Consider the following 23,696-nt stretch of genomic DNA (forward strand, 5'->3'; position numbering starts at 1 on the left):
CATCAACTAGTCGTAAGACAAAATAAGTCACACGTTAAAGAGGAAGCATTATGAGTCATACATATCCACGTAGTTTTTCGCACATTGGTATTTCAGTACCCGACGTTGAAAAAGCCGTTGAGTTTTATACAAAGGTTATGGGTTGGTACACTATTATGGAACCTACTTTGATAACCGAAGATAAAAGCCCAATTGGTGAAATGTGTACAGAAGTGTTTGGTGAAAAATGGGAAAAATTCAAAATAGCACACCTATCTACAGGCGATCGTATTGGTGTCGAAATTTTTGAATTTAAAAACCAAGAAAACCCTAAAGACAACTTTGAATACTGGAAAACTGGTATTTTCCATTTTTGCGTTCAAGACCCTGATGTAGAAGGTTTAGCCGAGCGTATTGTGGAAGCTGGCGGTAAAAAACGTATGGAAGCCCCACGTTATTACTACCCAGGTGAAAAACCATACCGCATGATCTACATGGAAGACCCGTTTGGTAACATACTTGAGATTTACAGCCACAGCTACGAGCTAATTTACAGCGCAGGCGCTTACTAAATAGCACTTAGCTAAAAACAAAGACCGCAGTATTTATTACTGCGGTCTTTTTGTTTCAGTTATAGAGTTTTTAAATACACTTCACCGTCTTCTTATTCTCTATAACTTGTTTTTGCTTAGCTTGTGCAGCATGTTTTGCCCTGAGTTGAAAATATTATCAACCTCCAGAAAAACACTACCAATCGAACTGTGTCCTAGTGAATTTATGAACGACATAATGTATTTGTTAGGAACTTTTGCTCTTATCCACAAACAGGCTACATGTCAGTACCGCTGAGATTAAAAAACAAAACATTACGCTTAATGTAAATAATATAAAGTTTTCATTTTTTGATATAGCTGCTCCTTTAAGGAGTATTTCACCGCTATTAAGTGCATCTACTCCTACATAGATCATCAACGGAATTACAAAAAATGCATTGCTGAGCTTAATAAGTAAGTCCTTTGATGAAAGACTTACTAATTGAGAAGCATTATGCTCTTCCTCGTCTCTATTTAATAGTTCGGCTTTTAATAGCTCAAAGCGTTCAGGGTACAAAGCCCTATCAATAGACGTGATAGCTTCTTGCAATTCAGTAATAGAATATTCTGAATAATTTGGTTCCATCTATTAAACCTTCTCCAGTGCCTAACGCTTACATAAGCGGAAAAATATAGTTGACCAAAATGGTTTTAGGAACAAAAAACAGCCAGCTATAATTTTTTCATTTGATATTTACGTTAGGTTTTTTAGTTAACTGTATATAAAACAAGTATATATAGCTAATGGGCCAAAGTAAGAATATGGAAGCTACTAGTTTAAAGTGTCCATTTTTATATGAATGTGCTTGTGCTGAAAACCAACTTAATAAAGCTCCAATTACACATAAAATCTTAAGAATGTTACCAAACCAGTGTTCATTAAGGAAACTCATAAAACTGGTGTTTTGACTTGCAAATATAAATAACAAAAGAGCTGAGGTACCAAATAAGAGACAGCTTCTTGATTCTGAACATTTTAGTAAGAATAGGCTAAAACCATCTTCCATGTTTTCACTAAAAAGTGGATGCTTCATAGAACTCCATTTAACATCTAACAATTTTATAGGCCGCGAATCGAGCATACTTCTGCCGATGTCACGCTCATGTTTCTACTTTATACAGTTTTAACAAATTACCTAAGGCATTGCTATCAAAAGCTATTTAATATTTACAAGCAAAGTTAAGGCATATAAATGCGCGTTTCGCTCATTTCCTTGATTATGTAAGTAAGCAGCAGTTTGGCTGGCTTAATAGGTATTACAAGTATATGATATTGATAATTATTTGTATTAACGGGTTTTGAAAGGTGTGTATGAAAAAGTCTATGTTAACTCTGGCGTTAGTTACGGGTTTGAGTGGTTGTAGTACAACCACTGTGCCGCCTGATAAAAGCTCATCGCTTTATTACTCAGCGCTTTATAATGCACAAGCAAAGCCTGTTAGCTCTGTATTATTAGAGCCTTCGCTATTAAATGCCGATGTGGTTTTAGTGGGTGAATGGCATACACATCCGGGCGTACATTTATTTCAGGCGGAGTTATTTGAGCAATTAAGTGTAGGTAATAAACGCACTGCCCTGTCGCTTGAACAATTTAGCCGCGCAGATCAGCTTACTTTAAACCAGTTCGTTAAGGGTGAAATTGGTGAGCAGTACTTAATTGATAACACCCAAGCATGGCCTAATTACAAAAGCGATTATCGGGCGCTGGTAGAGCTGGCAAAAACGAACAATAGCGATGTAATCGCTGCAAATGCGCCTAAAAATATTGTTACGTGTGTTGGCAGGCAAGGCATAAGTTACCTAAATAAACTTGATGAAACACAGCAGAGCTATATTGCGAGCACTATTGATACGTCCCCCAGTGAATATAAACAACGTTTTATGACCTCAATGCACCACGGCTCGCCCAGTCAAAACGAAAACTATTTTTCAGCACAAGTTACATGGGATGAAACCATGGGGGAGTCTATTGTTAACTATATAACAGCACATAAAAATACGCAGGTAATGCATATTGCGGGCGATTTTCATGTGAAAAATGGCGAAGGTATAGCGCGTGTTATTAAACGTTTAGCGCCAGAGTTAAATGTTGTCTGGATATCGCCGGTAACAAATGTACAAGCTAATCAAACAGGATATCAGTTGCAGGTTAACCCTTTGCCACCCCGTTACATACAAAAAGAACATCAACAAGCGGCTTTTAAAGCGTTAGGCAAGCGAGGCGAGCAAACAGCTTGCTTATAAAATAACGACATAGTTAGTAAACCTCTTAACCAGAGCTCAGGTTAACTATGTCGTCATGTATTTAGTTTAGTTACTTCGAGCTTGGTTAGTTAACGTAACCAGCGCTTTGCGAACCTCTATCGGGCTGTTGCACTGGGTTTTAAAGTTAATAAAGTAGTTACGCTTTTGGCTTTGTATATAAAAGCCAGTGGGTAGTAGGCCGCTCATTATTGGGGTGTTATCGGCTACGTTATAGTGCTGCATTAATATGAGTGACATAGCATCTTGATGGTCGTCGTTCATATGGCTTATCATGCTTTGCTGCTGGCTTTCGTCCCAGTTTTTTACTTCGTCTTGCCATTCATTTTGTTCAAGCCAAAATATTTTTCCAAAGCCACCAATGTAACGCACACGTATTACGTCTAATTGCCATAACTGAAAGTCGTGCGCGTTGCGATAGCTAGCGGCTTCGGGGTATAAGGCAATATAATTGTTGAGTAAAGTGTCTGCTTGCTCGCTTGGCACAACAGAGCCATCGCCAACGAGTGTTACTCGCCCGTGCTCGTTTTGGTCGCCGTAGTCGGCGGCATCAAATATAGTAAGGCTCATACGAGAGTCGTGCTTTAGATTTTTAGTGTGCTGGGCTATATCGCTAATAAAAAAGTAAACACGGCCTTGTTCGTCGCACATATAAGGGGTTACCGAGCCAAACGGGTAGCCGCGTAAATTGTTAGAAATAGTCGACATGACACCGGCATTGGTTTTGTAAACCAAGGTGCGTGCATCGTTTAATGCTTGCTCTCTCATAAAAACTCCTGACGTTGGGAAAAAACCATGGGTGCATCGTTATAAGGATGAGGATTTACGTGCAGTTTCATGGCGTACATTTGTTGTAAGTTTTGTTCTGTTAATACGGTGTTTATAGGCCCACTTTGCAACACTTTTTTGTTGTGCAGTAAAATAGCATCGGTTGCATAAAGGCTGGCTAAATTTAGATCGTGTATTGCAATAATGGCGCTGTTGCCCTGCTCTACAAAGGTTTTAACGCAGCTGAGCAGTGCATGTTGGTGGCGCATATCAAGTGCTGATGTAGGCTCGTCGAGCAGCATTAGTTTTGGCTCTGCCGATTGTGTAAAGGCATTAAGCTGCGCTAAAGTACGCGCCATATGAACACGTTGTTGCTCTCCGCCCGAAAGCGCACTTACGCGGCGAGTTAAATACTGGTTTAAATCCATAATAGCGGCGTATTTATGTACTTTTTCGCTTTGCATTTTTAATGACTCTACATACGGATAGCGACCCATTGCAATAAGCTCAAATACATTAAAATCAAACCCTACGTGGTTAGCTTGCATCATGACTGCGCGCTGTGTTGCAAGGCGTCTTTTAGCGTGAGAGGCCAGCGGCTTAGCATTAAAAAGTACACTGCCTGTAAAGGAGTGCATACCTGCTAAGGTATGCAGCAAGGTAGATTTACCTGCGCCATTTTCACCAAGTAGTGCTACAAGTTGCCCTTGTTTAGCGCTGCCATCAATAGCGTTTAAAACGCTATGATTATCAAAGCCAACGCTTAAATTATTAAACGTGATCATGACCAACCTCGCTTATTTTTAACGATTAAGTAAATAAACAATGGCGCGCCCAATAGCGCGGTAATAATGCCAATGGGTAGCTCTGCTGGCATTATTACAATGCGTGCTAGCCAGTCTGAAAGTAGCAATACCACTATGCCAATTAGCATACAAAGCGGCAGCATATTACGTAAATGCGGCCCCACCATTAAGCGAGCAATATGCGGGACTACCAAGCCAACAAACCCTATTAAACCGGTAAGCGCTACAACCGCACCTACTCCTAATGCAACGAGTATAATTACATATAATTTAAGTTTATTAGTGTCTACTCCTAGGTACTGAGCTTGTGACTCGCCAATCAGGAGTAAGTTCATTGGTTCTTTTAATTGCCAAAGGCCAATAAGGCTAATAAGCAGTAACGGCGCCGCTTGAATAATCGTACTCCAGCTTGCCCCACCTAATGAGCCCATGGTCCAATAATTTATTAATCGCAATGCACTGTCGTCGGCAAAAAAGCTCAATAGCCCAATAATCGCAAATGCTAATGCGTTAATAGCAACCCCGACTAATATAAGTGTGGTGATATTAATTTGCCCTTGCTGCTTGGCAATAAAATATACCAGCGAGGTAACGCCAAGCGCTCCTAAAAACGAGGCATAAGGTAAGTACAGCTGAGCGTTAAAATTAAACTGCGCGCTAAGTGCTATAAAGGCCACAGCAACCATAGCCGCACCGGCACTAATGCCAATAATAGATGGGTCGGCCAATGGGTTGCGGCATAGTGCTTGAGTTGCCGCCCCTGTTTGGGCAAGTATCAGCCCTACTAATACAGCAAGTACAAAACGTGGTAAGCGTATTTGCATTACTACATTAATTTGCAGGGCATCAAACTGGTTAAAATACTCGGGCGCAAGCCAAGCAATGGCTAAACGCCAATCCCATCCGGCAGGGCCGTACCCTATGCTTAGTAACGCCAAAGCAAAAATACACACAGAGGCTAATAGCATCCATTTATGGGTTGGGCTAAGTGTTATGGGCGTAAAGCGGCTCAATGTTAGGGTGTTCATAATTGGGTTTTATATTCGTTAAGCTCATTAATTGCTGTGGCAATACGCGGCGACATGCCAAGCGAAAGTAAGCTATCCATTACAAGTAAGTTACAGCTTTGCGCGGCTTTTAATAAGCGTAGCGGAGCTTGCTTACAAAAGGCTTGTTTACCACCAAGGCTTTGTACAACATGCTTTGGCGCAACTAAAAATTCGGGCTGATTTACAGCAAGTACTTCACTGTTAATTGCTTTAAAGCCTGAATGCGTAGCGGCTATATTAGTAATGCCCGCATAGCTAAATAATAAATTAGGGACGGTTTCTTGCCCTGCCGCAACAAGCCCGCGCTCATTAGCTGAGAGTAAAAATAGCGCACTGTGTGTTTGCGTTTTTGCTTTTACAGGTAATGAGTTTGTAATGTGCGTAATAAGTGATTGCGCTTTTTGCTTAGCGTTTAAATCGGTACCAAGGCGTTTAATTAGCGCAAGTAGCTCATTAACAGAAGTAGGCTTTTTATAATGAATTAGCTTAACCCCTGTTGCCTCAATTTGTTTAAGCGCTTGGCTTCGCCCTGCTCCTTCAAGTGCTAATAAGGTGGTTGGGCGCATAGAAAGTACGCCTTCTGCTACTAAATCGCGGTAATAACCCACCTGCGGTAATTGCGTAGCTTGTTGCGGGTACATGCTCGATTGATCAACCGCTACAAGGGTACTTTGTTTGCCTAGCGCATAAATTATTTCTGTAAGGGTGCCGCCAGCACTAATAACGCGCTCTTGTGCAAGTGCAGGTTGAGCGACTAAAGCAAACAATATAAATAGGTATTTCATTACACACTCCGGTTTTATTTTTCGGCTATTATAACCAGTTAAATCTAAATGAAAATGATTATCATAATTAATTGATCTTAATTTGACTTAGTTGTAACATCCTCGCCATAAATAATAACTATTATCATTTGGAGTTAAAATGAATCCCTCTGCATTTAAATTTACTGCTATAGCAACCTTACTACTTGGCTCGGGCACTGCATTTGCCGAAAACATAATTGACGATCATATTGTTGTGAGTGGCTCGCGCTTTGAACAAAAGCTTAAAGATGTAACAGGCTCAGTTACTGTTATTACCGAGCAAGACATAGAGCGCCAGCTAGCTGTAGATTTACAAACCATGTTTAAATACGACCCAAGTATTGCAACCACTGGTAGTGGTGCAGGCGCGCAAACACTCACCGTACGTGGTGTTGGTGGTAACCGTGTTGTATTTATAAAAGATGGCCGACGTACCAACGATGGTTATGCAGGCGGAGGGGGTTATTTAGTTGGCCGTAATTACTTTGATGTAGCAGGCGTAAAACAAGTAGAAGTAGCCAAAGGTGCTGCATCGTCTTTATATGGCTCTGACGCACTCGGCGGCATTGTGGTTATAACCACTAAAGATCCAAGCGATTACTTAAAAGATAACAGCAGCTTTGTAAAAATGGCGCTGGGGTATCAAGGTCAAAGTAATCAAGTTGCCGCCGATATTACCGCTGCAAAAGACTTAGGTGACTTTGCTGTAAGCGCGGTTTATAGCCACCGCGACAGCGAGGAAGTACAAAACTATGACGAAAACTTACCCGGCTACGATGCAAAGTCGGATGCTTTATTAGTTAAATTTGAGCAACAGCTTGATGAAAAACGCACACTTAAATATACCCTCGATTACTTTAACCAAACAATTGAGCAAGTAATTACTCCTGCCGTTCAAGAAACCGAAGAAGACGACACTAGTTGGTCATTGGCGCTAGATTATCATTCAGAGGTAGCAACAGCCGCGTTCGATAAATGGTATGGGCAAGTGTCTTACAGTAGTTACGAGCAGCAAAGCGATCAAATTAGTGGCGCAAGCACCTACACCGATTATAACGACTATCGCTTTGAGCAAAATATTTTAGGTTTAAAAGCAGTATTTAATAAAGGACTTAAAGGAGAAACGACCGATCACGAAGTGGTATACGGGATTGATATCGATTTATACGACACCACTCGCCCACGTTTAAAAACGCGTATTTTAGCTGATGGCACGGTTGATTTTACAGACCAAAAACAAAAAGCGTTTCCGGGTGCCGATACCTCTTTAATTGGCGCTTATGTACAAGACAGTATTTCGTTTAATAACAGTGCGTGGTCGGTTATTGCAGGCGTGCGATATGATTACTACACCTTAGAGGCTAAAAATGATGAACTATATGCCGATGCGCAGCTTGATGATATTACCGAATCTGCTTTTTCGCCTAAGCTAGGTGTTATATATCAAGTGGATGATAACTTGTCGTGGTATGGGCAATACGTACGAGGTTTTAAAATACCACCACACGACCAAGCTTATCAAAGCCACGGTGTAGAGCCGTTTTATCAAATATTACCGAACGCCGATTTAGACCCAGAAAGCAGCGACTCATTTGAGCTTGGGCTTAGGTACGCAAGCAGCGATATTAGCGTAAATGTAAGTGCTTTTTATGCAGCATTCGATGACTTTATTGAAACTGCAGTGGTGGGTGTTGAGCCAACGTATATTCCTGGCGTAAACAAAACGCTGTATCAGTATCAAAATATTAGCGAAACACAAATAAGCGGTGTAGAAGCAGGGATTGCCGTGTATGTTGCTGAAAATATTCTGCTTGAGGCAAACGTGGCCTACGTTGATGGTGAAAACAAAGAAACCGATCAGCCACTTACCAGCATTAGCCCGTTAAACGGCTCAGTATTGTTAAGTACAGAACTCGGTAATATTAACTGGACCGCTGCATGGCGTTTAGCTAAATCGCAATCTGATGTAGTACTTGATGCAAACGGCGATAAAACCACACAAGGGCATGGCTACGGCATTGTTGATTTATATGCAAACTACGAGTGGCAAGCATGGCAGCTTAATGTAGGCGTACTTAACTTACTCGATAAAGAATATGTGCCTTTTGAGCTAATTGCAGGCCAGTCGCAAAGTGCTGATTTTAGCCAATACAGCCAACCTGGGCGTAACTTTTCAGCAAGAGTAAGCTACCAGTTTTAATTAGGGCTAAACAAATGGCAACAAACGCTGCATGGGAATGCAGCGTTTACTTGTCACATATTTACTCAAGTTAAATTACTTAATGGCAAGTATGTTTAAGCAAATTTGTACACACTTAATGCGAAGTAACACTTTATAAAACCAGTGCTTTTAAAGCTAAAAAGCGCTGGCTATTTATAAATTAATTAACCGATAAATCTTTTGTTTCTAGATAGCTTGGTACGCTTTTAAAACATGCCTCTAGCTTACTTTTAAGCGCTGTATTAATTGTAGTATTACACTTTAACTCCCCATTATATTCACCTTTAGTCAGTGGCACTAAGCTTAACGAGTCATAACTTGGTTTACTTTGTATTTTATGAATTACCAAGCCTTGTTGCTGCGTTAGTTTTACTAATGAAAATGCATTTTTGTGTTTTATTAGTCGTGATTTTTCAACATATAACGGGTTTTAAAAAGTTAGTTTGGTAGTAAAACTGCTTTGGCATTAGCGTATTTACCAAATTTTTTGATTGATGACTTAGCGCTTACAAAAATAACTGTAAAGGGGGTTAACAGTCACTATAGCAAAGGCATAGTAATGATTTACAAGCCATCAAAAGCAGATGGCTGGCTTAATAAACTCTCTGTAAAGTATTTATCAATTTAAAGTAATACAGTGTATTACTTAACTAAGCTGCGCTTAGCTAATATCGGCCACTACGCATCGGTTACGACCATGCTCTTTAGCATGGTATAGCGCCTTATCGGCACATTTATATACTTGGGCAATATCAGTACTATGCTCAGGCCAGGTCGCAATACCTATAGAAATAGTGATTTTTCCTATGGTGTTTATTTCTGTCGATTCTACTGTTTTACGTAAACGCTCTGCTATTTTATAGGCACTTTGGCTGTTTTCATTTGGTAGTACAAGAACAAATTCTTCACCGCCGATTCTTGATACTATGTCGTCTCTTCTTGATAGTTTTTTAATTATATTTGTTAGCGAAACTAAAGTTTCGTCGCCTTTATCATGTCCAAAAGTATCGTTAACACGTTTAAAAAAGTCGATATCAATTTCTAATATAGCGAATGGGGTTTGCTTTAGCATAAGCTGGTTAAGTAGGCCGTTTAAGCTTCTTCTGTTATGCGTATCTGTTAAGGGATCTGTTTGTGAGTCATGGCGTAGCACACCTATTTGTGCTTGTAATAAAGTAACCTCTCTTAACATCGCTAACTTCAGTTCTTGACTTTCAAAATACCACGACTTCACGCTTTTAAGTTTTTCTAAGCTTTTTGGATCATCGAGTGTATTTGCGTTATCGGCTAATCGCTTTAGCGGCCTTGCTATAAAGTGTGCGAATAAACCAATAAAAATAAATGTGACTAATGCCATAGGTATTGTTTGTTTAATGACTTCAATAGTTAATGTATCTAGCGAAGAGAGCGTTGATTCTAATGGTCTTTGCGCCACTATTCCCCATTTAGATAAAGTAATGGGTGCGTAGCCTGCGAGCATCGGCTTATTTAAGCTATTAATAACCGTTGAAGTGCCTATTTCGCCATCTATAACAGCGTCAATCACAGCATTGTTAGCAATAACGTTGCCGATTCTGGCAGGTTCTGGGTGATATAAAATGCGCTTATTTGAGCTAACAACATAAAGGTACGAACCACCTTTGTAGTAATGTTGTTCTAAAAGCTCATTTAAAATATTTTTCTCTTTTAAATAAAGAGAGCCCCCAATATAACCTAAATACTTACCTTCAGAATCAAATAGCGGGTGCGAAATAAAAACAATTAAATTATCAGCTGCCGATAAATAAGGCTCACTAATTAATGGGCGTTTTTCTTTTAGTGCTTCTATTGCTCCTGGAGACTGTATTTGTTGGCCTATTAAACTTTCAAAGTGAGGCGACGTCGCTGCAACTACACCATGTAAATTAATCACAACAGAGTTAAAGCTATCCGTTTGATGATTTAAACGAATGGCTTCATCGTTTAATAATTTGGAGTTATTTGGTGATTGCTCAATAATTTTAGCTGAGTATTCAAGCTGCTGAAGCGCAGACTTTAAAAAGTTATCAGTTGCGGAGGCTAATTTTTGTGCATAGGCTAAATTACTTTTTAGCGTATATGATGTTAACTGCTCTTTTTGAACCTGATAGGTAGAATAAAAACTCCCTACCAATGTGCTCAGTGCTGCAGAGAATGCGAGTAGCAATATAAGAAATCTTAAATTTAAAGCGGGTAGTAATTTATATAGCAAAGCTGCATTCCAAAGCACTCAAATTCAGCGCGTATTATACGAAGTTAGGTATTATACCCGTTTAAGTGTTTTTAATTAAGTTGGTTTGTTCAATTTAGCGACTATGCGTTAGGGTATGGCGTGATAAATAATATATTCCAGTATTGCCATTTTTTATCCTTTAATCAGTAAAACTCTAGCCAACTAAGTGAACGCACCGAGGTTGTTTATTAAGCTTTAAGATATAAGTTGTTGATGTCGTATAAAAAGGCAATATGACTAATAGATAAGTCAAAGTGTATGGCCATGAAAAAGTTAATATGAGGTCAGGACTAAAAACATCACACTAAGTTTATAAAAAAGGCCAGAAGCAAAAGCTACTGGCCTTTCATTAAAGCCGTCATGTGTTTAGAGACGACGGGATGTTATTTAAACTTATTTACTAACGTTTTTACGACGTCTATTAAACCATACTAATGGAGTAAGTAATAAAGCTATAAAGCCAAAACTACCACCACCGCTAGATTTTGCTTCTGTTACAGGCACTGTTGCTACCGCTTCATTTTTTACCATTACAGTACTTTGTTGAGTCACAGTTGTTACACCATCACTTACGGCAACTTCAAAAACAAGCTCTTCATCTGCAGTAATAGCTGCAGGTGTGAAGCTCAAAGTTGCTGTATCAGTACCAGTGAGCGTAGCATCACTACCGCTAACCTGAGTCCAAGCATAAGTTAGTGTTTGACCATTGCGATCTGACGCTGTTGCTGTAATTGTTCCTGTAGCAGATTCAGTAATTTCCGCTGATGCGCTTTCTACTAAAACAAGTGGAGCTGCGTTATCACATGCTAGTGAATCACCCGCTACAAGTTCTGAAAATACAGGAGATAAAACGTTAGACATAGTTAGGTTATCAATCCACCAACCTAAATCACTTACTGCGCCATCTGATGAAATTCTAAAGCGTACTTTTACTAAGTTGCCGTTTAGAGCATCACCAAAGTTGATAGTTTCATAATTACCATACGCGCCACTATCTTGTACGTTATTACCTGTGTATGTTTCACGTTCTTGAAGCTCTTGAGAATCGTTTTCGATTAGAACAGCGTCATAGCCAACATCAAATGTGCCGCCAATTTCAGTAGCATCAACCCAGTCACCACCATTAACACTAACTTCTACAACACCACCATCCCAGTTTTCCTCGATACTATAGAAATGCCAGAATGAAATTTCAAAGTCGCCAGAGTAACCGACTTCGAATGACTTACTCTCTACTGCTACATCCGATTGGAAGCCATTATTTACAAGGCGCATTGCTTGTGTGCCTAGGCCAAAGCCACCTTGTTCAAAGAATGCAATATTACTACTATTATCCATTACTTGAGTGCCAGCAGCTAAATCACCACCAAACATTACGTTTTCTTTTAAATCTAATAGTGATGAACTTGCTACTTCCATATCATCAGAAACTACAGCTCCAACAGGCGTTTCTGACTTAAAGCCCATATTTACTTCAAACGTAAGTGTTTGATCAAGCGCTTCAACGATATCATCGTCTGTTTCAATTTCAGGGAATGTGACTTCAATTTCTAGTGTTTCAGCTGTACCCGCTTCGTTCAAAGTAACTTTAATATCGTTACTTGTTATTGCTTCGTACGGTTGAACTTCACCAAAAGTAAGTAGGCCATCATTTTCAAATGTTACATCATGATCGCTTATAACTGTCAGTTGTGCTGTTGTACCACTAAGTACTTCACTACCACGGTTAGTAATTGTTACGCTAACCGTACTCGTTTCGCCTTTATCTAAAATATTGTCGTTAGTACAAAAACCAAGCTCTGTACCATTGTACATGTTGTTTAAGTCAGCACTTGCAAAAGCATAGCTAGAAAGCTGTGTTTTATCTGATTCAACTACACCAGTAAGGTCTTCACTGAAACGATCTGGCGATACTGCGCCAAGACCCATACCACGTTTAGCAAATGCGCCTACCATTAACTTGTAATCAGCAGGGTCTACTGCATAGGCAGCAGCTAAAATAGCATCACGTGCTTCAGTGTAGGTTGGTGCTATAGGTGTTAATTTGTAACCTGCAACTAAGTAATCTGCCATTCGAGTTTGTGCTTCATTAAAGCCATGCTCGTTAATAAGCGTTACGTAGTTTTCCCATAATACAGTTGCCCAAATTTCGCCGGCAGCATGAGGAGAAGCCACGCTTGTTGGTGAAATACCAATATCAGCACCAGCATTTTCAGTAATATGTCGGAACGATAATGCATTTACATCTGTATCAGTTGAATAAGGAAGACGACGAATACCGAAGTAGAAGTCTTCTACAAATGTGCCGCTACCATATGCTTTTTGGAACTTATCGTTACCTGTGATATTTATATCGCTTTCTTTAGCGATAAACATTAATGAGTGGAAATCGCCCCAGCCTTCGCCCATTGCGCGGCCTTGGAAGTTAATAAGGCCTGATGAATTACCGACTAAGCGGTTACTAATGTAGTGACCCCATTCATGAGCAATAATACCATTATCAAACGTACCATCTTTTAATGTTGCTTTGGTAAACATGTTTACAGTAACAACTTCACTAGCATCAATTAGGTCATACATTGCATGACCATCAGCGTAATTTAAACCCATATTTGGAATAGTTACAGTATCGTCTTCACCGCCCATTGGTGCCGGTTCTGCTGTATCTGGGTCATTATTAACAACGATAGTTGCTATTGCACCCGCATCTTGTGCATTTTTTACTTTAATTGTAAATGAGCATGAGCCACGGTCTACAATTGCAATTTTACCCGCTAGTTCAGCTGCATTTATAGCAGGCTCACAACCATCATTCACACTTGTTGAATCTACTGTATTTCCATCATCTAAACGAACAACTTCTGCAGCCACATCACTGAATTGGTATTTACCAAAGCCAGATTCTTTTGTTGAAGCTAAAAGGCCTAAAGAGTCATGTGAAGTTACTGTAATACCAAAATCTACACCAACAACGGCATCTTTACTGTTGTACAAGTACATTTGCATACGTGGGCTAGCACCATCAGCTGGCGTAGACATATTTGCGTTATTACGACCTGAGTTATCTTGAGCCTGTGCTTCAATCGGGTCACCTTCTACGCCGCCACGACCAAAGTTAGATACTTGAGCTACATTTGACGTTTCATCAAAACCATGATCATAGAAAAAATCATGTAAAAAGTTATTCATATAAAACAAGTTAACAATAGCCGCTTTACGGTTTGCGTAGCTATTTGCAACTTCATCTACTTTATAAGGGTAGTCAAATGTGAAGTCTGCTGTTGTTTCAGCAGTAAAGTCACCTTCACTAAAGTCTTGAGGTGCAACCACATCTGCGTAAGCAAATACGTTATTACCTGATGTTGTCGTTGCATCATCAGCTAACCATGGGTCCATTGTGCTTAGTTTACTGTAGTAAGATAGAGATACCATTGGCGCGTCTAAAATCTCAGTCTCGTCTACTTGCCCTGGGCCATCTGCAGGAATTACGTCACCGTGCGGGCTTTCCATTGGGTAGCCATCTTGGTTAGCGTAAACACGGTAATTAAAGTCAGCTGCATGAGATTTCAAATCTTTCGCAAAATATACTTTGCTGTTATTCGAATCTACTACATAACTAAAGTAGTCACTTTCTAAAGAGCCAACTTCTGCTACTTCTACTTCAATGTAGTAAGCAGATTTAAGCTCGCCTGCAACTTCAAAAAATACTTCTTTTGCACGTGGTGTACCTAAAACAATCTTAGAGTCATCTAATGATTTAGCCTCATACTTTGCATATCCACCCTCGTTACCAATTTTACGAAGTGAGACATCAATATTTGCTAATTCACTAAATGCTTTTTTTATACTTTGCTCAGAGCTTACAAAACCCGTTAATGCAGCAAGTTTATTTTTAGATGACGACGTATCAGCAAAATAACCCGAGCTTGCTACTAGGTTGTACTCTTTATCCATTAACAAGTTGTATTCGCGGTTAAAAACTTCAACACCGTTTACTTGTTGCTTGTATTTTGCACTAATAGAACCGCGTTTTTGCTCTGATAAATCAACCATAACAGCAGAAGATGCTGTTGTTTTACGATTACTAATACCTGTTAAAGTTTCAATATAAAAGTCAGCAGCATATTGATTACGGTTATCAGCTGCGATTAAAGCCATGTCAGGCTTACGCTGACCTATTGCTTGCCATAAAAATGTTGCTTTACCCATTTGTGCATCGTAAATAGATTTTTGACCAGATACAGTGGCGCGTTCGGCTAAGGTTCTCTGCTGAACAGCAGCTAAAGAAGTACCCTGAGTAACTGCATTTGTAGCACTTACATCATAAAATCGGGTTTGTTCAGCGGCCGTTAGCTCACCTGCTGCTAATGTTGATGCTACAACTATGGCAATAGTTGTTAATTTAAATTGAGACATGTATCCACCTGTTTGTATTTATTATATTAAAGTACATAATGTTTTTTAATTGATTATTTTATGTAAACGCATAGTTAAGTTGTTAATATACATACTTGAATGAAGCTGAATAGCTTTAAATTTAGAGAAAAGTAAACAAAGGTAAACGAATGCAAAAAATAATTTTTATAAGTTCAGTGCCAATAATTGCAGCTTTATTACTATCTGCATGTAATAACAGTGAAAAAACAGAGGTTAACAACTCTCAGGCGCTACCTAAAACAGCAGAAATCATTATAAAAGAACCATCTAAGAACCAGAAAACTGACACTATTTTTCCTAAAAAAGAAAGTAGTCAAGGTATTATGAAAAAAGCATCTAAAAGCATAAATTCATCGGGTGATAAGCTTATTTTTAACTCTGAGCAGTTATTTAAAGGCGACGTTATTTATAATCAGAACTTAAAGCAAAAAGGTGTAGTAACAGGTACTCTTACCATTACATTAAATACCGATTCTTTGCCTGATGAGTTAAAAAATAATTATGAGTTAGTTAAATCGACAGCTCACAATTACACATTACTTGTTGAAAAGGATGTTGATATTGCAGGATTATCTAAAGATCTAAACAATTATAGCTCAGTGAGCAATGTAGAAGTTGCAATTGATTACTCTCCTATCGAAACACACTTTTAATCAGCAACAATGCACTTACCACTACCATACTTATTAACATGGTAAAGTACTTTGTCAGCACATTTGTAAACTTGGTCTATTTCGTTACTACGCTCAGACCAAGTTGCAATGCCAATAGGAATTATTATAAATCCAATAGTTTACGTATTTATAGACTCAACGGTTTGACGTGATCGCTCCGCTATTTTGCGCACTTTGCTGTTCTTATTAGGTAAAAAAATACAAATTCTTCTCTACCTAAATGCGCCACAATATTGTCTTTTCAAGATGATTTTTAGTTGAATAGGCAGGTTATTGCATTGCTGATTCTAAAGAGTATAAGTTGTTGATGCTAGTTTATTAGCGCAGGCATAGTTATTTTTAGTGTAAGTTTTTAACTGCTCCTTTTGTGCTTGGTAGGTAGAATAAAAGCGACTTACTAAAGTACTAATAAAGGCTGTAATCGTTAAATGAAAAATAAGAAATCGAAGATTAAGGCTATTAATAATTCTTTCGAAAATGAATGCCATCCTAAGTATTAGGCATTCAATACTTGCACCTATAATTGAGCATAAAGCCTGCAATTACACCCTATTAAAAATTTATTACCTAATATCAATAAAGCCAGAAAAAATATAACTTTTCACTAAGTTCAAAACTATAATTTTTCTTCAATTTTTACAATACGTTAATGGTTTTTGTAAAGAAAACCTTCTTTTGCAGTTACTTTAAAAAGTAGTTAAGCTGCATACATTTATCTACTTTTTAGCCTTGGAGTGTGTTTTGCTAAATAAGTGTATTGTACCGTCTATCGTTTTTTTATCTGGGTGTTTAATGCCATTACAATCCTCGTTTGCTAAACCCGTGCTTTCTCTTGAACAACAACTTGGGCAAAAGTTAATACTCGACTTTCGCTACTTTTGCCAGCAAGGAGCAAGTAATAAATGCCGAACTCCAATGACCGAGTTACCTAATGAGCTTGCCGTCGCTATTGCTAAATACGATATTGGCGGAGTTATTTTATTTTCTGAAAACACTCAATCAATAGAACAAACCATTACGCTTAATAGCCAATTGCAAACAGCTGCAAGTAAGTCCAGTAGTAAGCTGCCTTTATTTATATCAATAGATCAAGAAGGCGGACGTGTAGCGCGTTTACCACGCGATGTTGCTACATCATTTACCGGTAATATGTCGATTGGCGCAACGTACAAAAAACACGGTACAAGCTTTGCCACAAAAACAGCAACAGTAATAGCTAAAGAGCTAAATTCGCTGGGTATCAATGTAAATTATGCGCCTACGGTTGATGTAAACATGAACCCCGATAACCCTGTTATCAACGTACGCTCATTTGGTGAAAACCCAGCACTCGTTAGTAAGCTAGGCGCAGCTCAAGTTGCAGGGTTTGAAAACAATGGCGTTATTACTTCGTTAAAGCACTTTCCTGGGCATGGCGATACAAATGTAGATAGCCATACAGGTTTGCCTCAAGTAAACCATGTAAAAGAGGTTATTTACGAGCAAGACCTATCACCGTTTAAACACATTATCGCCAAGCAAAACCCTGGCATGATCATGACGGCGCATATCCAGTATCCAGCGCTCGATAGCACAACGTTTGTAAGTGTTGATGGCAAAACCATGATAAAACCGGCAACAATGTCGCGCGCAATCATTACTGATATTTTACGCGGTGAGCTTAATTACCAAGGTGTTGTAGTAACCGATGCGCTTGATATGGCAGGTATTAGTAACTTTTTTACACCAACTCAAGCGGTAATTAATACGTTTGCGGCTGGGGCTGACATTGCCCTAATGCCCGTTGAAATTAGAACGCCGGATGATTTAAACAAGCTCGATGACCTTATTAAAGAGCTTGTTGCAGCGGTTAAATCAAAACAACTTGATGAGCAAGAAATAGCACAATCTGCGATGCGTATTACCTCTCTTAAAAATAAATTTAGATTAAGCACTAATTTTGACCCTATTACCGCGCTTACTGAAGCTAAGCAGGTTATTGGCAGTGCAGCACATCGTGAAATAGAAGCGCAACTTGCTGTAGAGGCTATAACGCAGGTTAAAAATAATAACAGTATTTTACCGCTTAATTTAAAAGCAGGAAGTAATGTTCATATTATTATGCCCGACACGCGTAAATGTATGGCAATGCAGCAAGCAATTGAAGCTACCAGCCAGCAAAAATTCACCTATAGCTGTAGTAGCTTACAAGGGTTCGACCCTGCACTCGCAAAAGCACAAATACACGCTGCTGATATAGTTATAGCCGGCAATGCAACGCCTAATCAAAGTGCGGTAGAAATTGGCGGTATGGATGATTTAAAAGACGATCCTAATTTTGCACTTAATAATGCAGAGCAACCAAAAGCACTTGAGTCATTATTAAATATGGCAAAAGAGGAAAACAAAAGCACTGTTTTTATAAGCCTAAGAGCACCGTACGACATTGCTAAATTTGGTAATTATGCAAATGCTGTACTTGCATCCTACGCATATAATATTGATGTAGATAAAAACGATATTGTATCTGGGCCTGCTTTTACCGCCCTTGCAAAAGTGTTACTGGGTGAAGCGCCTGCTAACGGCGTACTGCCTGTTACAATAAAATCGCAAAAGGCGCATTAATATGAAACTTAATTGTGATTTAGGCGAAAGTTTTGGCGCGTGGAAAATGGGGCTAGACGATGATGTAATGCCACATATTGATATGGCTAATATTGCCTGTGGTTTTCATGCCGGCGATGCCGATGTAATGGCAAGCACGCTCACTCTTGCCAAGCAACATAACGTACAAATTGGTGCTCACCCAAGCTACCCAGACCTGCAAGGTTTTGGTAGGCGCTCAATGAATCTTAGTACAAGCGAGCTAATAAACTGCCTGCATTATCAAATAGCCGCTATTGAGGGCATGGCAAAAGTACAAGGTTTAACGCTTAGCTATGTTAAACCACATGGCGCGCTTTATAACGACATGATGGCTGATGAAACAATATTAAACACTGTCATGCATGCCATTGCCATCTACCCAACCCCATTAAAGCTCATGCTACTTGCAACGGCTAAAGCACAAAGCCATCAGCAACTTGCCAAAACATACCAATTAACATTAATTTTAGAAGCCTTCGCGGACCGTCAATATACCGATGCAGGACTGTTAGTATCGCGGAATATTCCTGGTAGCGTGCATAATAAATCGGCACTGATTGCGCAAGTAAAACAACTGTTAACTACAGGCTGTGTAACAACTCAATCGGGAAAGGTATTACCTTTACATGCTGATAGTTTATGTGTGCATGGCGATAACGAAGCAAGCATTGCCCTTATTCAGGAGATCAAAGCTCTGTGCCAAACTCGTTAAACACTCAAAAACTAAGTAACCTGAGCTCTGGTTAAGAGATTTACTAAAGTGTTGAATCATGGTGATATTTAAATTTATTTTCTCTAGCCAAAGATTTTCAGTGAAAACAAGGCAAATTTACACGTCAATAGCTGGCCTATTGCAAGTGAATTCAACACAGTTAGCGCTGAAAACAGCTGCTCGATATAGATTTATTATCCAGAGTTCAGGTTAATTAATCATGCATATTGTACATTACGTAATGAGCTTAAGCTCAGCACAGGTCATAAACTTTACTTTATTTATTATATTTTTAACGTACCATTAAAGCGCTACTCTTAATTTTAGGAAAAATGCAAATAGCATATGGAACTTTCCCCTTATACTCAGTTTACACCCTACCTTAGCCACAGCACTTTTTGTTGTAAATTTGATAGTAACCACTTTATTGATAGTGACTTTTCGAGTTATCAGATTTTTTCACCGCTGCAACTTCAAAAAGCAGTCACAAAACGAAAGGCCGAGTATTTGGCTGGCCGATTTTGTGCGAAAAAAGTACTAAACGCACTCGGTATTTCCTCTTTTGATATTCTTTCTAGCAATGATCGCGCGCCGATATGGCCTGATAAAGTTATCGCTAGTATTACCCATACTCAAGGGATTGCAATGGCAATGGCCTCTCAGCGCACAGATATCGCTGGCATTGGTATTGATATCGAACAGCTAATGAGCGCAAAACAAGAGCGAGAGCTACAAGAACAAATTTTGCACCCTAATGACTATCCTCAGTTTAGATTGTTCGCAGAGCAGGTATCACACCCGTTAACCATTATCTTCTCAGCAAAAGAAAGTATTTTTAAAGCTTTGTACGCAAGTGTGAAACAATTTTTTGGCTTTGAAGCGGCTACGCTCATTGCCTTTAATGAACAACAACTGCAATTTAAAATAACCCAAGCACTTTCACCGCAAGTGCCTAAAGACACTTACTTAACCGTATTTTACCAATGTGACAAAAATATAGTGCTCACAGAGTGCGAATTCAAAAATTCCTAGTTATACCAACCTGCATAAACCTTTGAGCAATTTAACGAATTAAATTGCACTATACGTCGTTAAAATTTTTATTTGAAACAAATAGATAAAAAATTTGTCTAGGACCTGTTTATCTTTCGAGGTTAAATTTTCAGCCGTATGCTTGGTATTTAGGCAAGGCTGAGCTTATGTAGTGTGGTTATTCCCCATAAATAGGCGATAACGTTGAATAAATGCCAAATATGCGCTGCCAGTAGGGTAACGCAGGAGCCGTTACCAAGCCCACTAGGTTACAAACCTCACGCCGCGATTAAATCGCCCTAGATTGAAATAACAGCCAAACCACCTCTCTACTGATTAACAATTAAGTTAAAAATACAACATTAATTAACTTTAGTGTTGTATTTTAATACAATTGAATATAGCATTGAAAACAATTATCATTTACATTTACAGAAGGGAGTACCTGTGAAATTTAAGGATGTTTTAATCCCCCTCGCAGCACTTACATCTACTACAGCTTTAGCTAATACTGATAACAATGACGCAGTGGATCAAATGACCGTTATTGAAGTTACTGGAGAGTTATTATCAAGAAGTCTACTACAAAGTGGTAATAGCGTTGTTGTTTTCGATAGTAAAGAACTTGAAAGCCGCCCCGAATTAAGAACCGTAAGAGACGTACTAAGCGAAATTCCAAACATCACAATGGTCACTGGTACTGGTAAAGCTCCAACAGTAAGGGGTATTGATGGTACTGGAGCTGCAGAAAACGCGAATGCATTTTTTGCAGGCAGCAGAGCACGCTTAAACTGGCAAATTGATGGTCGTTCAGCTACTTATAACGAAATAGTTTTTGGCGATTTAGGTATTTGGGACCTTGAACAAATTGAAGTTCTCAGAGGGCCACAAAGTACTTTAGCTGGGCGTAATGCAATAGCAGGTACAATACGCGTAGAAACACAAGATCCGACGTTTGAACAAGAGTTCACAATTCGTGCTGAAGGCGGGAATTTAGACCAAAAACGACTTTCAGCTATTTATAATCAACCTGTTTCTGAGCAGTTTTCCTTACGAATTGCAGCAGATCAATTTGAACGTAGTTCATCTGTTGATTATGAATCTTACCCTGGTGTTAAAGACCCAGCTGACATGGAAGGCCGTGCAATTAGAGGGAAATTACTTTATGAGGGCGATGACAAATACGGTACACGCGTTGTTGTCACACTAACCGATAACAAATACAGTGGTCCAAATAGTGAAATCATTGATTATCCATTTGATCAGCGTCGTTCTAACTTTCCGCAACAACCCGTTCATGTTACGCATACTAAAAGCTTAGGCATTGAATACAGCGCATCATTAACTCAACAACTACAGTTAGAGGTAACGGCTTCAGCAACAGACTTTAATTTTGAACGTAAATCTACGCCAGATGGTTCTAAAGCGAATATTGATAACAAAGAGTTTGTGATAGAACCTCGTTTACGCTATCAAGGTGATAACGGCGAACAATGGGTTATTGGTAGTCGCTACTACACTTCAAAACAAGATGATTGGATCCAATTCATTGTAAAACAAAGCTTTACTGATGATTCAGATAATTTTGCAATTTACTCTGAGGGTGCCCTCCCATTTAGTGACAAATTTGAGCTAACGGCAGGTTTACGCTACGAAAAAGAAAATCGCAAACGTGAAGGCGGTGATCCTGATAGAGCGATTGCAAAAATAGAATCTGATAACGACTACAGTGCCTTATTACCTAAGCTTGGGCTCAGCTACCAAGTAAGTGATACGCATATTGTCGGTTTACAATTATCTCGCGGGTATAATGCAGGCGGCGGCGGCATTTCCTTTGGCGCACCAATTGTTAACTATGAATATGATGAAGAGTACGTAAACTCTTTAGAAATCTATGGTCGTCAGCAATGGGCTAATAACAGTATAAGCACATCTCAAAACCTGTTTTATTCGCAATATACAGACATGCAACTACCTTTTGATTTAACACCTGAAAACTCACGTGATGAAGCTTATGTAGTTAGAAATGCAGACGAAGTAACTACTATTGGTTTTGAATTTAATGCCGATTGGCAGATTAATGATCAGTTCAATCTTTATGGTGGTTTTGCACTGTTAGATTCTGAGATCACTGATTATCCAAACTCAGGCCTAGAAGGGAACTCATTACTTACGGTTCCTTCTGCTTCTATGAAATTAGGGACCACATGGCAATCAAATAATTGGGTTGTTAACGTTAGTGGCCAGTACACTGATGGCTGGTATACCAGTATTTCAAACGATGAAGGCGGTAAAACAGACGCTTTTGCGACCTTTGATACAAGTTTGAACTACGTTATCTCTGAGCAAGCTAAAGTGTATCTTTCAGTACGTAATATTTTTGATGAAGATGCTCCTGTTGCATTGTATCCAGGTACAGCACCTGCTGATAGCAATGAACCTGATACTAACTTTGATACAGCAGTATTGACCCAACCAAGAACTATTAGTGCGGGCATACAGTATACATTCTAATCAATCAGATTTTTCCACAGCAAAGCTAAATCATTTGCCGTGGAAAAATCTATAAAATCAATAACAAAGGTTATTAAGTATGACAACAATTAAATACGATAGCAGCCTCTGGCCATTAGCTGTAACAGTAGCAAAGGGGGAGTGCACGCTAGCAATGCACTTAGACTCTTTAATATCATGGGATCGTTGGTTTGATAGAGCTGAAGCATTTATTGTAGTGCGTGTTTATACAGATGAAGCATCCTTACAACACCCTAAAGGGGCGGGTCCTGCAACACAAGAATGGCTTAAAAATGGTGCGGCAGAGAAAATGCTACAACTTGTTCAAGCGATGCTTATCGTTGTTCCTGAGGAGCAATATCAAAAATTGCAGAATATGAGCGTTCAAAAAGCCTTTGGTATACCTGGAGCCGTATTTAAATCACTTGATGATGCTGCAACATGGCTGCAGGCATCAACCAAAGAGATAGCGATACCTGAAAATATTGAATTACAAGATGTAGCTACACTTGTCCACTCTCATTGCGGTAATACCAATTAGCTTAATTAAGTGATCTATTTTGAGGTAAGCAAATCGTGTTAATAACAAGGCAATAAAGAGTTAATCGTCCCTCAAAGGGAAGCGCATGTTTGGTCTTTATGCTGCGTTATCGCCTATTTATGGGCAGTGACCACACTACATAGGCTCTGCCTTACCTAAAAACCAAACAGGCCGCTGTAAATTCAACCACCAAAATTCAACATGCCCTAGTTATACCAATACCAATACCAATAAATAGCTGATCTATTTTACTTGCTAAAACAACCCATTTCTTTGTTGTAAATTTCGTAAAGGGAACAACCATTTACATCAATTTACGCCTAGAACTGAATTATTTTTTTTGCGTAAAATTTAGATCACATACTTAATGGAATTGGTATTACCCCTTTATAAAAACACTCAATAATATGTAATCGATACAACTT

At 39.1% G+C, this 23,696-nt stretch carries 17 protein-coding genes; 9 read left to right on the forward strand and 8 right to left on the reverse strand.

Annotated features, from left to right (window positions below; genetic code table 11):
- Positions 1-50 precede the first annotated feature (50 nt).
- The gene (locus tag I6F48_RS05515; protein WP_002959229.1) at positions 51-551 is read left to right on the forward strand and encodes a lactoylglutathione lyase family protein; all 501 of its coding nucleotides are present in this window, start codon (positions 51-53) and stop codon (positions 549-551) included.
- A gap of 226 nt (positions 552-777) precedes the next feature.
- Here I6F48_RS05515 and I6F48_RS05520 read toward each other — a convergent pair whose 3' ends face one another.
- Positions 778-1,158, reverse strand: coding sequence for a hypothetical protein (locus tag I6F48_RS05520; RefSeq protein WP_010552898.1), 381 nt, complete (start codon positions 1,156-1,158; stop codon positions 778-780).
- A gap of 726 nt (positions 1,159-1,884) precedes the next feature.
- On the opposite strand from I6F48_RS05520, the gene I6F48_RS05525 reads away from it, so the two are divergent.
- Entirely contained in the window at positions 1,885-2,817 is a 933-nt protein-coding gene (locus I6F48_RS05525; protein ID WP_197119003.1) for a ChaN family lipoprotein, read from the forward strand.
- 66 nt (positions 2,818-2,883) lie between these two features.
- On the opposite strand, the gene I6F48_RS05530 is transcribed toward I6F48_RS05525, so the two are convergent.
- The 4 genes from I6F48_RS05530 to I6F48_RS05545 are packed head-to-tail and all read right to left on the reverse strand — an operon-like array spanning position 2,884 to position 6,243.
- Positions 2,884-3,603, reverse strand: coding sequence for a HugZ family pyridoxamine 5'-phosphate oxidase (locus I6F48_RS05530; protein ID WP_197119004.1), 720 nt, complete (start codon positions 3,601-3,603; stop codon positions 2,884-2,886).
- Positions 3,600-4,388, reverse strand: coding sequence for a heme ABC transporter ATP-binding protein (locus I6F48_RS05535; RefSeq protein ID WP_197119005.1), 789 nt, complete (start codon positions 4,386-4,388; stop codon positions 3,600-3,602). The genes I6F48_RS05530 and I6F48_RS05535 overlap by 4 nt, the downstream gene beginning before the upstream one ends.
- Positions 4,385-5,437, reverse strand: a complete 1,053-nt coding sequence (locus I6F48_RS05540) for a FecCD family ABC transporter permease (RefSeq protein ID WP_197119006.1) — start codon at positions 5,435-5,437, stop codon at positions 4,385-4,387. Before I6F48_RS05540 ends, I6F48_RS05535 begins: the two co-directional genes overlap by 4 nt.
- A complete protein-coding gene (locus I6F48_RS05545) occupies positions 5,434-6,243 on the reverse strand; it encodes a heme/hemin ABC transporter substrate-binding protein (RefSeq protein ID WP_197119007.1) in 810 nt (269 codons plus the stop codon). Before I6F48_RS05545 ends, I6F48_RS05540 begins: the two co-directional genes overlap by 4 nt.
- A gap of 139 nt (positions 6,244-6,382) precedes the next feature.
- On the opposite strand from I6F48_RS05545, the gene I6F48_RS05550 reads away from it, so the two are divergent.
- Complete coding sequence (locus I6F48_RS05550; RefSeq protein ID WP_197119008.1) at positions 6,383-8,464, forward strand: TonB-dependent hemoglobin/transferrin/lactoferrin family receptor; 2,082 nt, start codon at positions 6,383-6,385, stop codon at positions 8,462-8,464.
- A gap of 181 nt (positions 8,465-8,645) precedes the next feature.
- Here the strand turns inward: I6F48_RS05550 and I6F48_RS05555 are convergent, their stop codons facing one another.
- The 3 genes from I6F48_RS05555 to I6F48_RS05565 all read right to left on the reverse strand — a co-directional run bounded on the left by I6F48_RS05555 (position 8,646) and on the right by I6F48_RS05565 (position 15,152).
- A complete protein-coding gene (locus I6F48_RS05555) occupies positions 8,646-8,834 on the reverse strand; it encodes a hypothetical protein (RefSeq protein WP_197119009.1) in 189 nt (62 codons plus the stop codon).
- 312 nt (positions 8,835-9,146) lie between these two features.
- Positions 9,147-10,670: a sensor domain-containing diguanylate cyclase gene (locus tag I6F48_RS05560; protein ID WP_165727926.1), complete on the reverse strand. Its 1,524-nt coding sequence runs from the start codon at positions 10,668-10,670 to the stop codon at positions 9,147-9,149.
- 459 nt (positions 10,671-11,129) lie between these two features.
- Positions 11,130-15,152: a rhombosortase-dependent M36 family metallopeptidase gene (locus tag I6F48_RS05565; protein WP_197119010.1), complete on the reverse strand. Its 4,023-nt coding sequence runs from the start codon at positions 15,150-15,152 to the stop codon at positions 11,130-11,132.
- Positions 15,153-15,301: 149 nt separating this feature from the next.
- On the opposite strand from I6F48_RS05565, the gene I6F48_RS05570 reads away from it, so the two are divergent.
- The 6 genes from I6F48_RS05570 to I6F48_RS05595 all read left to right on the forward strand — a co-directional run bounded on the left by I6F48_RS05570 (position 15,302) and on the right by I6F48_RS05595 (position 23,271).
- On the forward strand, positions 15,302-15,826 hold the full coding sequence (locus tag I6F48_RS05570) for a hypothetical protein (protein WP_024592711.1): 525 nt from the start codon (positions 15,302-15,304) through the stop codon (positions 15,824-15,826).
- An 813-nt stretch (positions 15,827-16,639) separates the two neighbouring features.
- Positions 16,640-18,451 carry a glycoside hydrolase family 3 protein gene (locus tag I6F48_RS05575; protein ID WP_165740907.1) on the forward strand — a complete coding sequence of 604 codons (1,812 nt, stop codon included), beginning with the start codon at positions 16,640-16,642 and terminating at the stop codon, positions 18,449-18,451.
- 1 nt (position 18,452) lies between these two features.
- The gene (locus I6F48_RS05580) at positions 18,453-19,184 is read left to right on the forward strand and encodes a 5-oxoprolinase subunit PxpA (protein ID WP_197119011.1); all 732 of its coding nucleotides are present in this window, start codon (positions 18,453-18,455) and stop codon (positions 19,182-19,184) included.
- 345 nt (positions 19,185-19,529) lie between these two features.
- On the forward strand, positions 19,530-20,216 hold the full coding sequence (locus I6F48_RS05585) for a 4'-phosphopantetheinyl transferase family protein (RefSeq protein WP_165740909.1): 687 nt from the start codon (positions 19,530-19,532) through the stop codon (positions 20,214-20,216).
- Positions 20,217-20,663: 447 nt separating this feature from the next.
- Positions 20,664-22,730 (forward strand): TonB-dependent receptor, encoded by a 2,067-nt coding sequence (locus I6F48_RS05590; RefSeq protein WP_197119012.1) that lies wholly within the window; start codon positions 20,664-20,666, stop codon positions 22,728-22,730.
- A 79-nt stretch (positions 22,731-22,809) separates the two neighbouring features.
- Positions 22,810-23,271, forward strand: coding sequence for a hypothetical protein (locus I6F48_RS05595; RefSeq protein ID WP_166377515.1), 462 nt, complete (start codon positions 22,810-22,812; stop codon positions 23,269-23,271).
- Positions 23,272-23,696 lie beyond the last annotated feature (425 nt).

Source organism: Pseudoalteromonas sp. SWYJ118, from assembly GCF_015864505.1.
GTDB lineage: Bacteria > Pseudomonadota > Gammaproteobacteria > Enterobacterales > Alteromonadaceae > Pseudoalteromonas > Pseudoalteromonas arctica.

Coding starts and splice junctions, on each gene's coding strand:
- I6F48_RS05580 (WP_197119011.1), top strand. CDS start 18,453: ATGAAACTTAATTGTGATTTAGGCGAAAGTTTTGGCGCGTGGAAAATG.
- I6F48_RS05525 (WP_197119003.1), top strand. CDS start 1,885: ATGAAAAAGTCTATGTTAACTCTGGCGTTAGTTACGGGTTTGAGTGGT.
- I6F48_RS05595 (WP_166377515.1), top strand. CDS start 22,810: ATGACAACAATTAAATACGATAGCAGCCTCTGGCCATTAGCTGTAACA.
- I6F48_RS05520 (WP_010552898.1), bottom strand. CDS start 1,158: ATGGAACCAAATTATTCAGAATATTCTATTACTGAATTGCAAGAAGCT.
- I6F48_RS05570 (WP_024592711.1), top strand. CDS start 15,302: ATGCAAAAAATAATTTTTATAAGTTCAGTGCCAATAATTGCAGCTTTA.
- I6F48_RS05565 (WP_197119010.1), bottom strand. CDS start 15,152: ATGTCTCAATTTAAATTAACAACTATTGCCATAGTTGTAGCATCAACA.
- I6F48_RS05540 (WP_197119006.1), bottom strand. CDS start 5,437: ATGAACACCCTAACATTGAGCCGCTTTACGCCCATAACACTTAGCCCA.
- I6F48_RS05585 (WP_165740909.1), top strand. CDS start 19,530: ATGGAACTTTCCCCTTATACTCAGTTTACACCCTACCTTAGCCACAGC.
- I6F48_RS05535 (WP_197119005.1), bottom strand. CDS start 4,388: ATGATCACGTTTAATAATTTAAGCGTTGGCTTTGATAATCATAGCGTT.
- I6F48_RS05530 (WP_197119004.1), bottom strand. CDS start 3,603: ATGAGAGAGCAAGCATTAAACGATGCACGCACCTTGGTTTACAAAACC.
- I6F48_RS05515 (WP_002959229.1), top strand. CDS start 51: ATGAGTCATACATATCCACGTAGTTTTTCGCACATTGGTATTTCAGTA.
- I6F48_RS05550 (WP_197119008.1), top strand. CDS start 6,383: ATGAATCCCTCTGCATTTAAATTTACTGCTATAGCAACCTTACTACTT.
- I6F48_RS05575 (WP_165740907.1), top strand. CDS start 16,640: ATGCCATTACAATCCTCGTTTGCTAAACCCGTGCTTTCTCTTGAACAA.
- I6F48_RS05545 (WP_197119007.1), bottom strand. CDS start 6,243: ATGAAATACCTATTTATATTGTTTGCTTTAGTCGCTCAACCTGCACTT.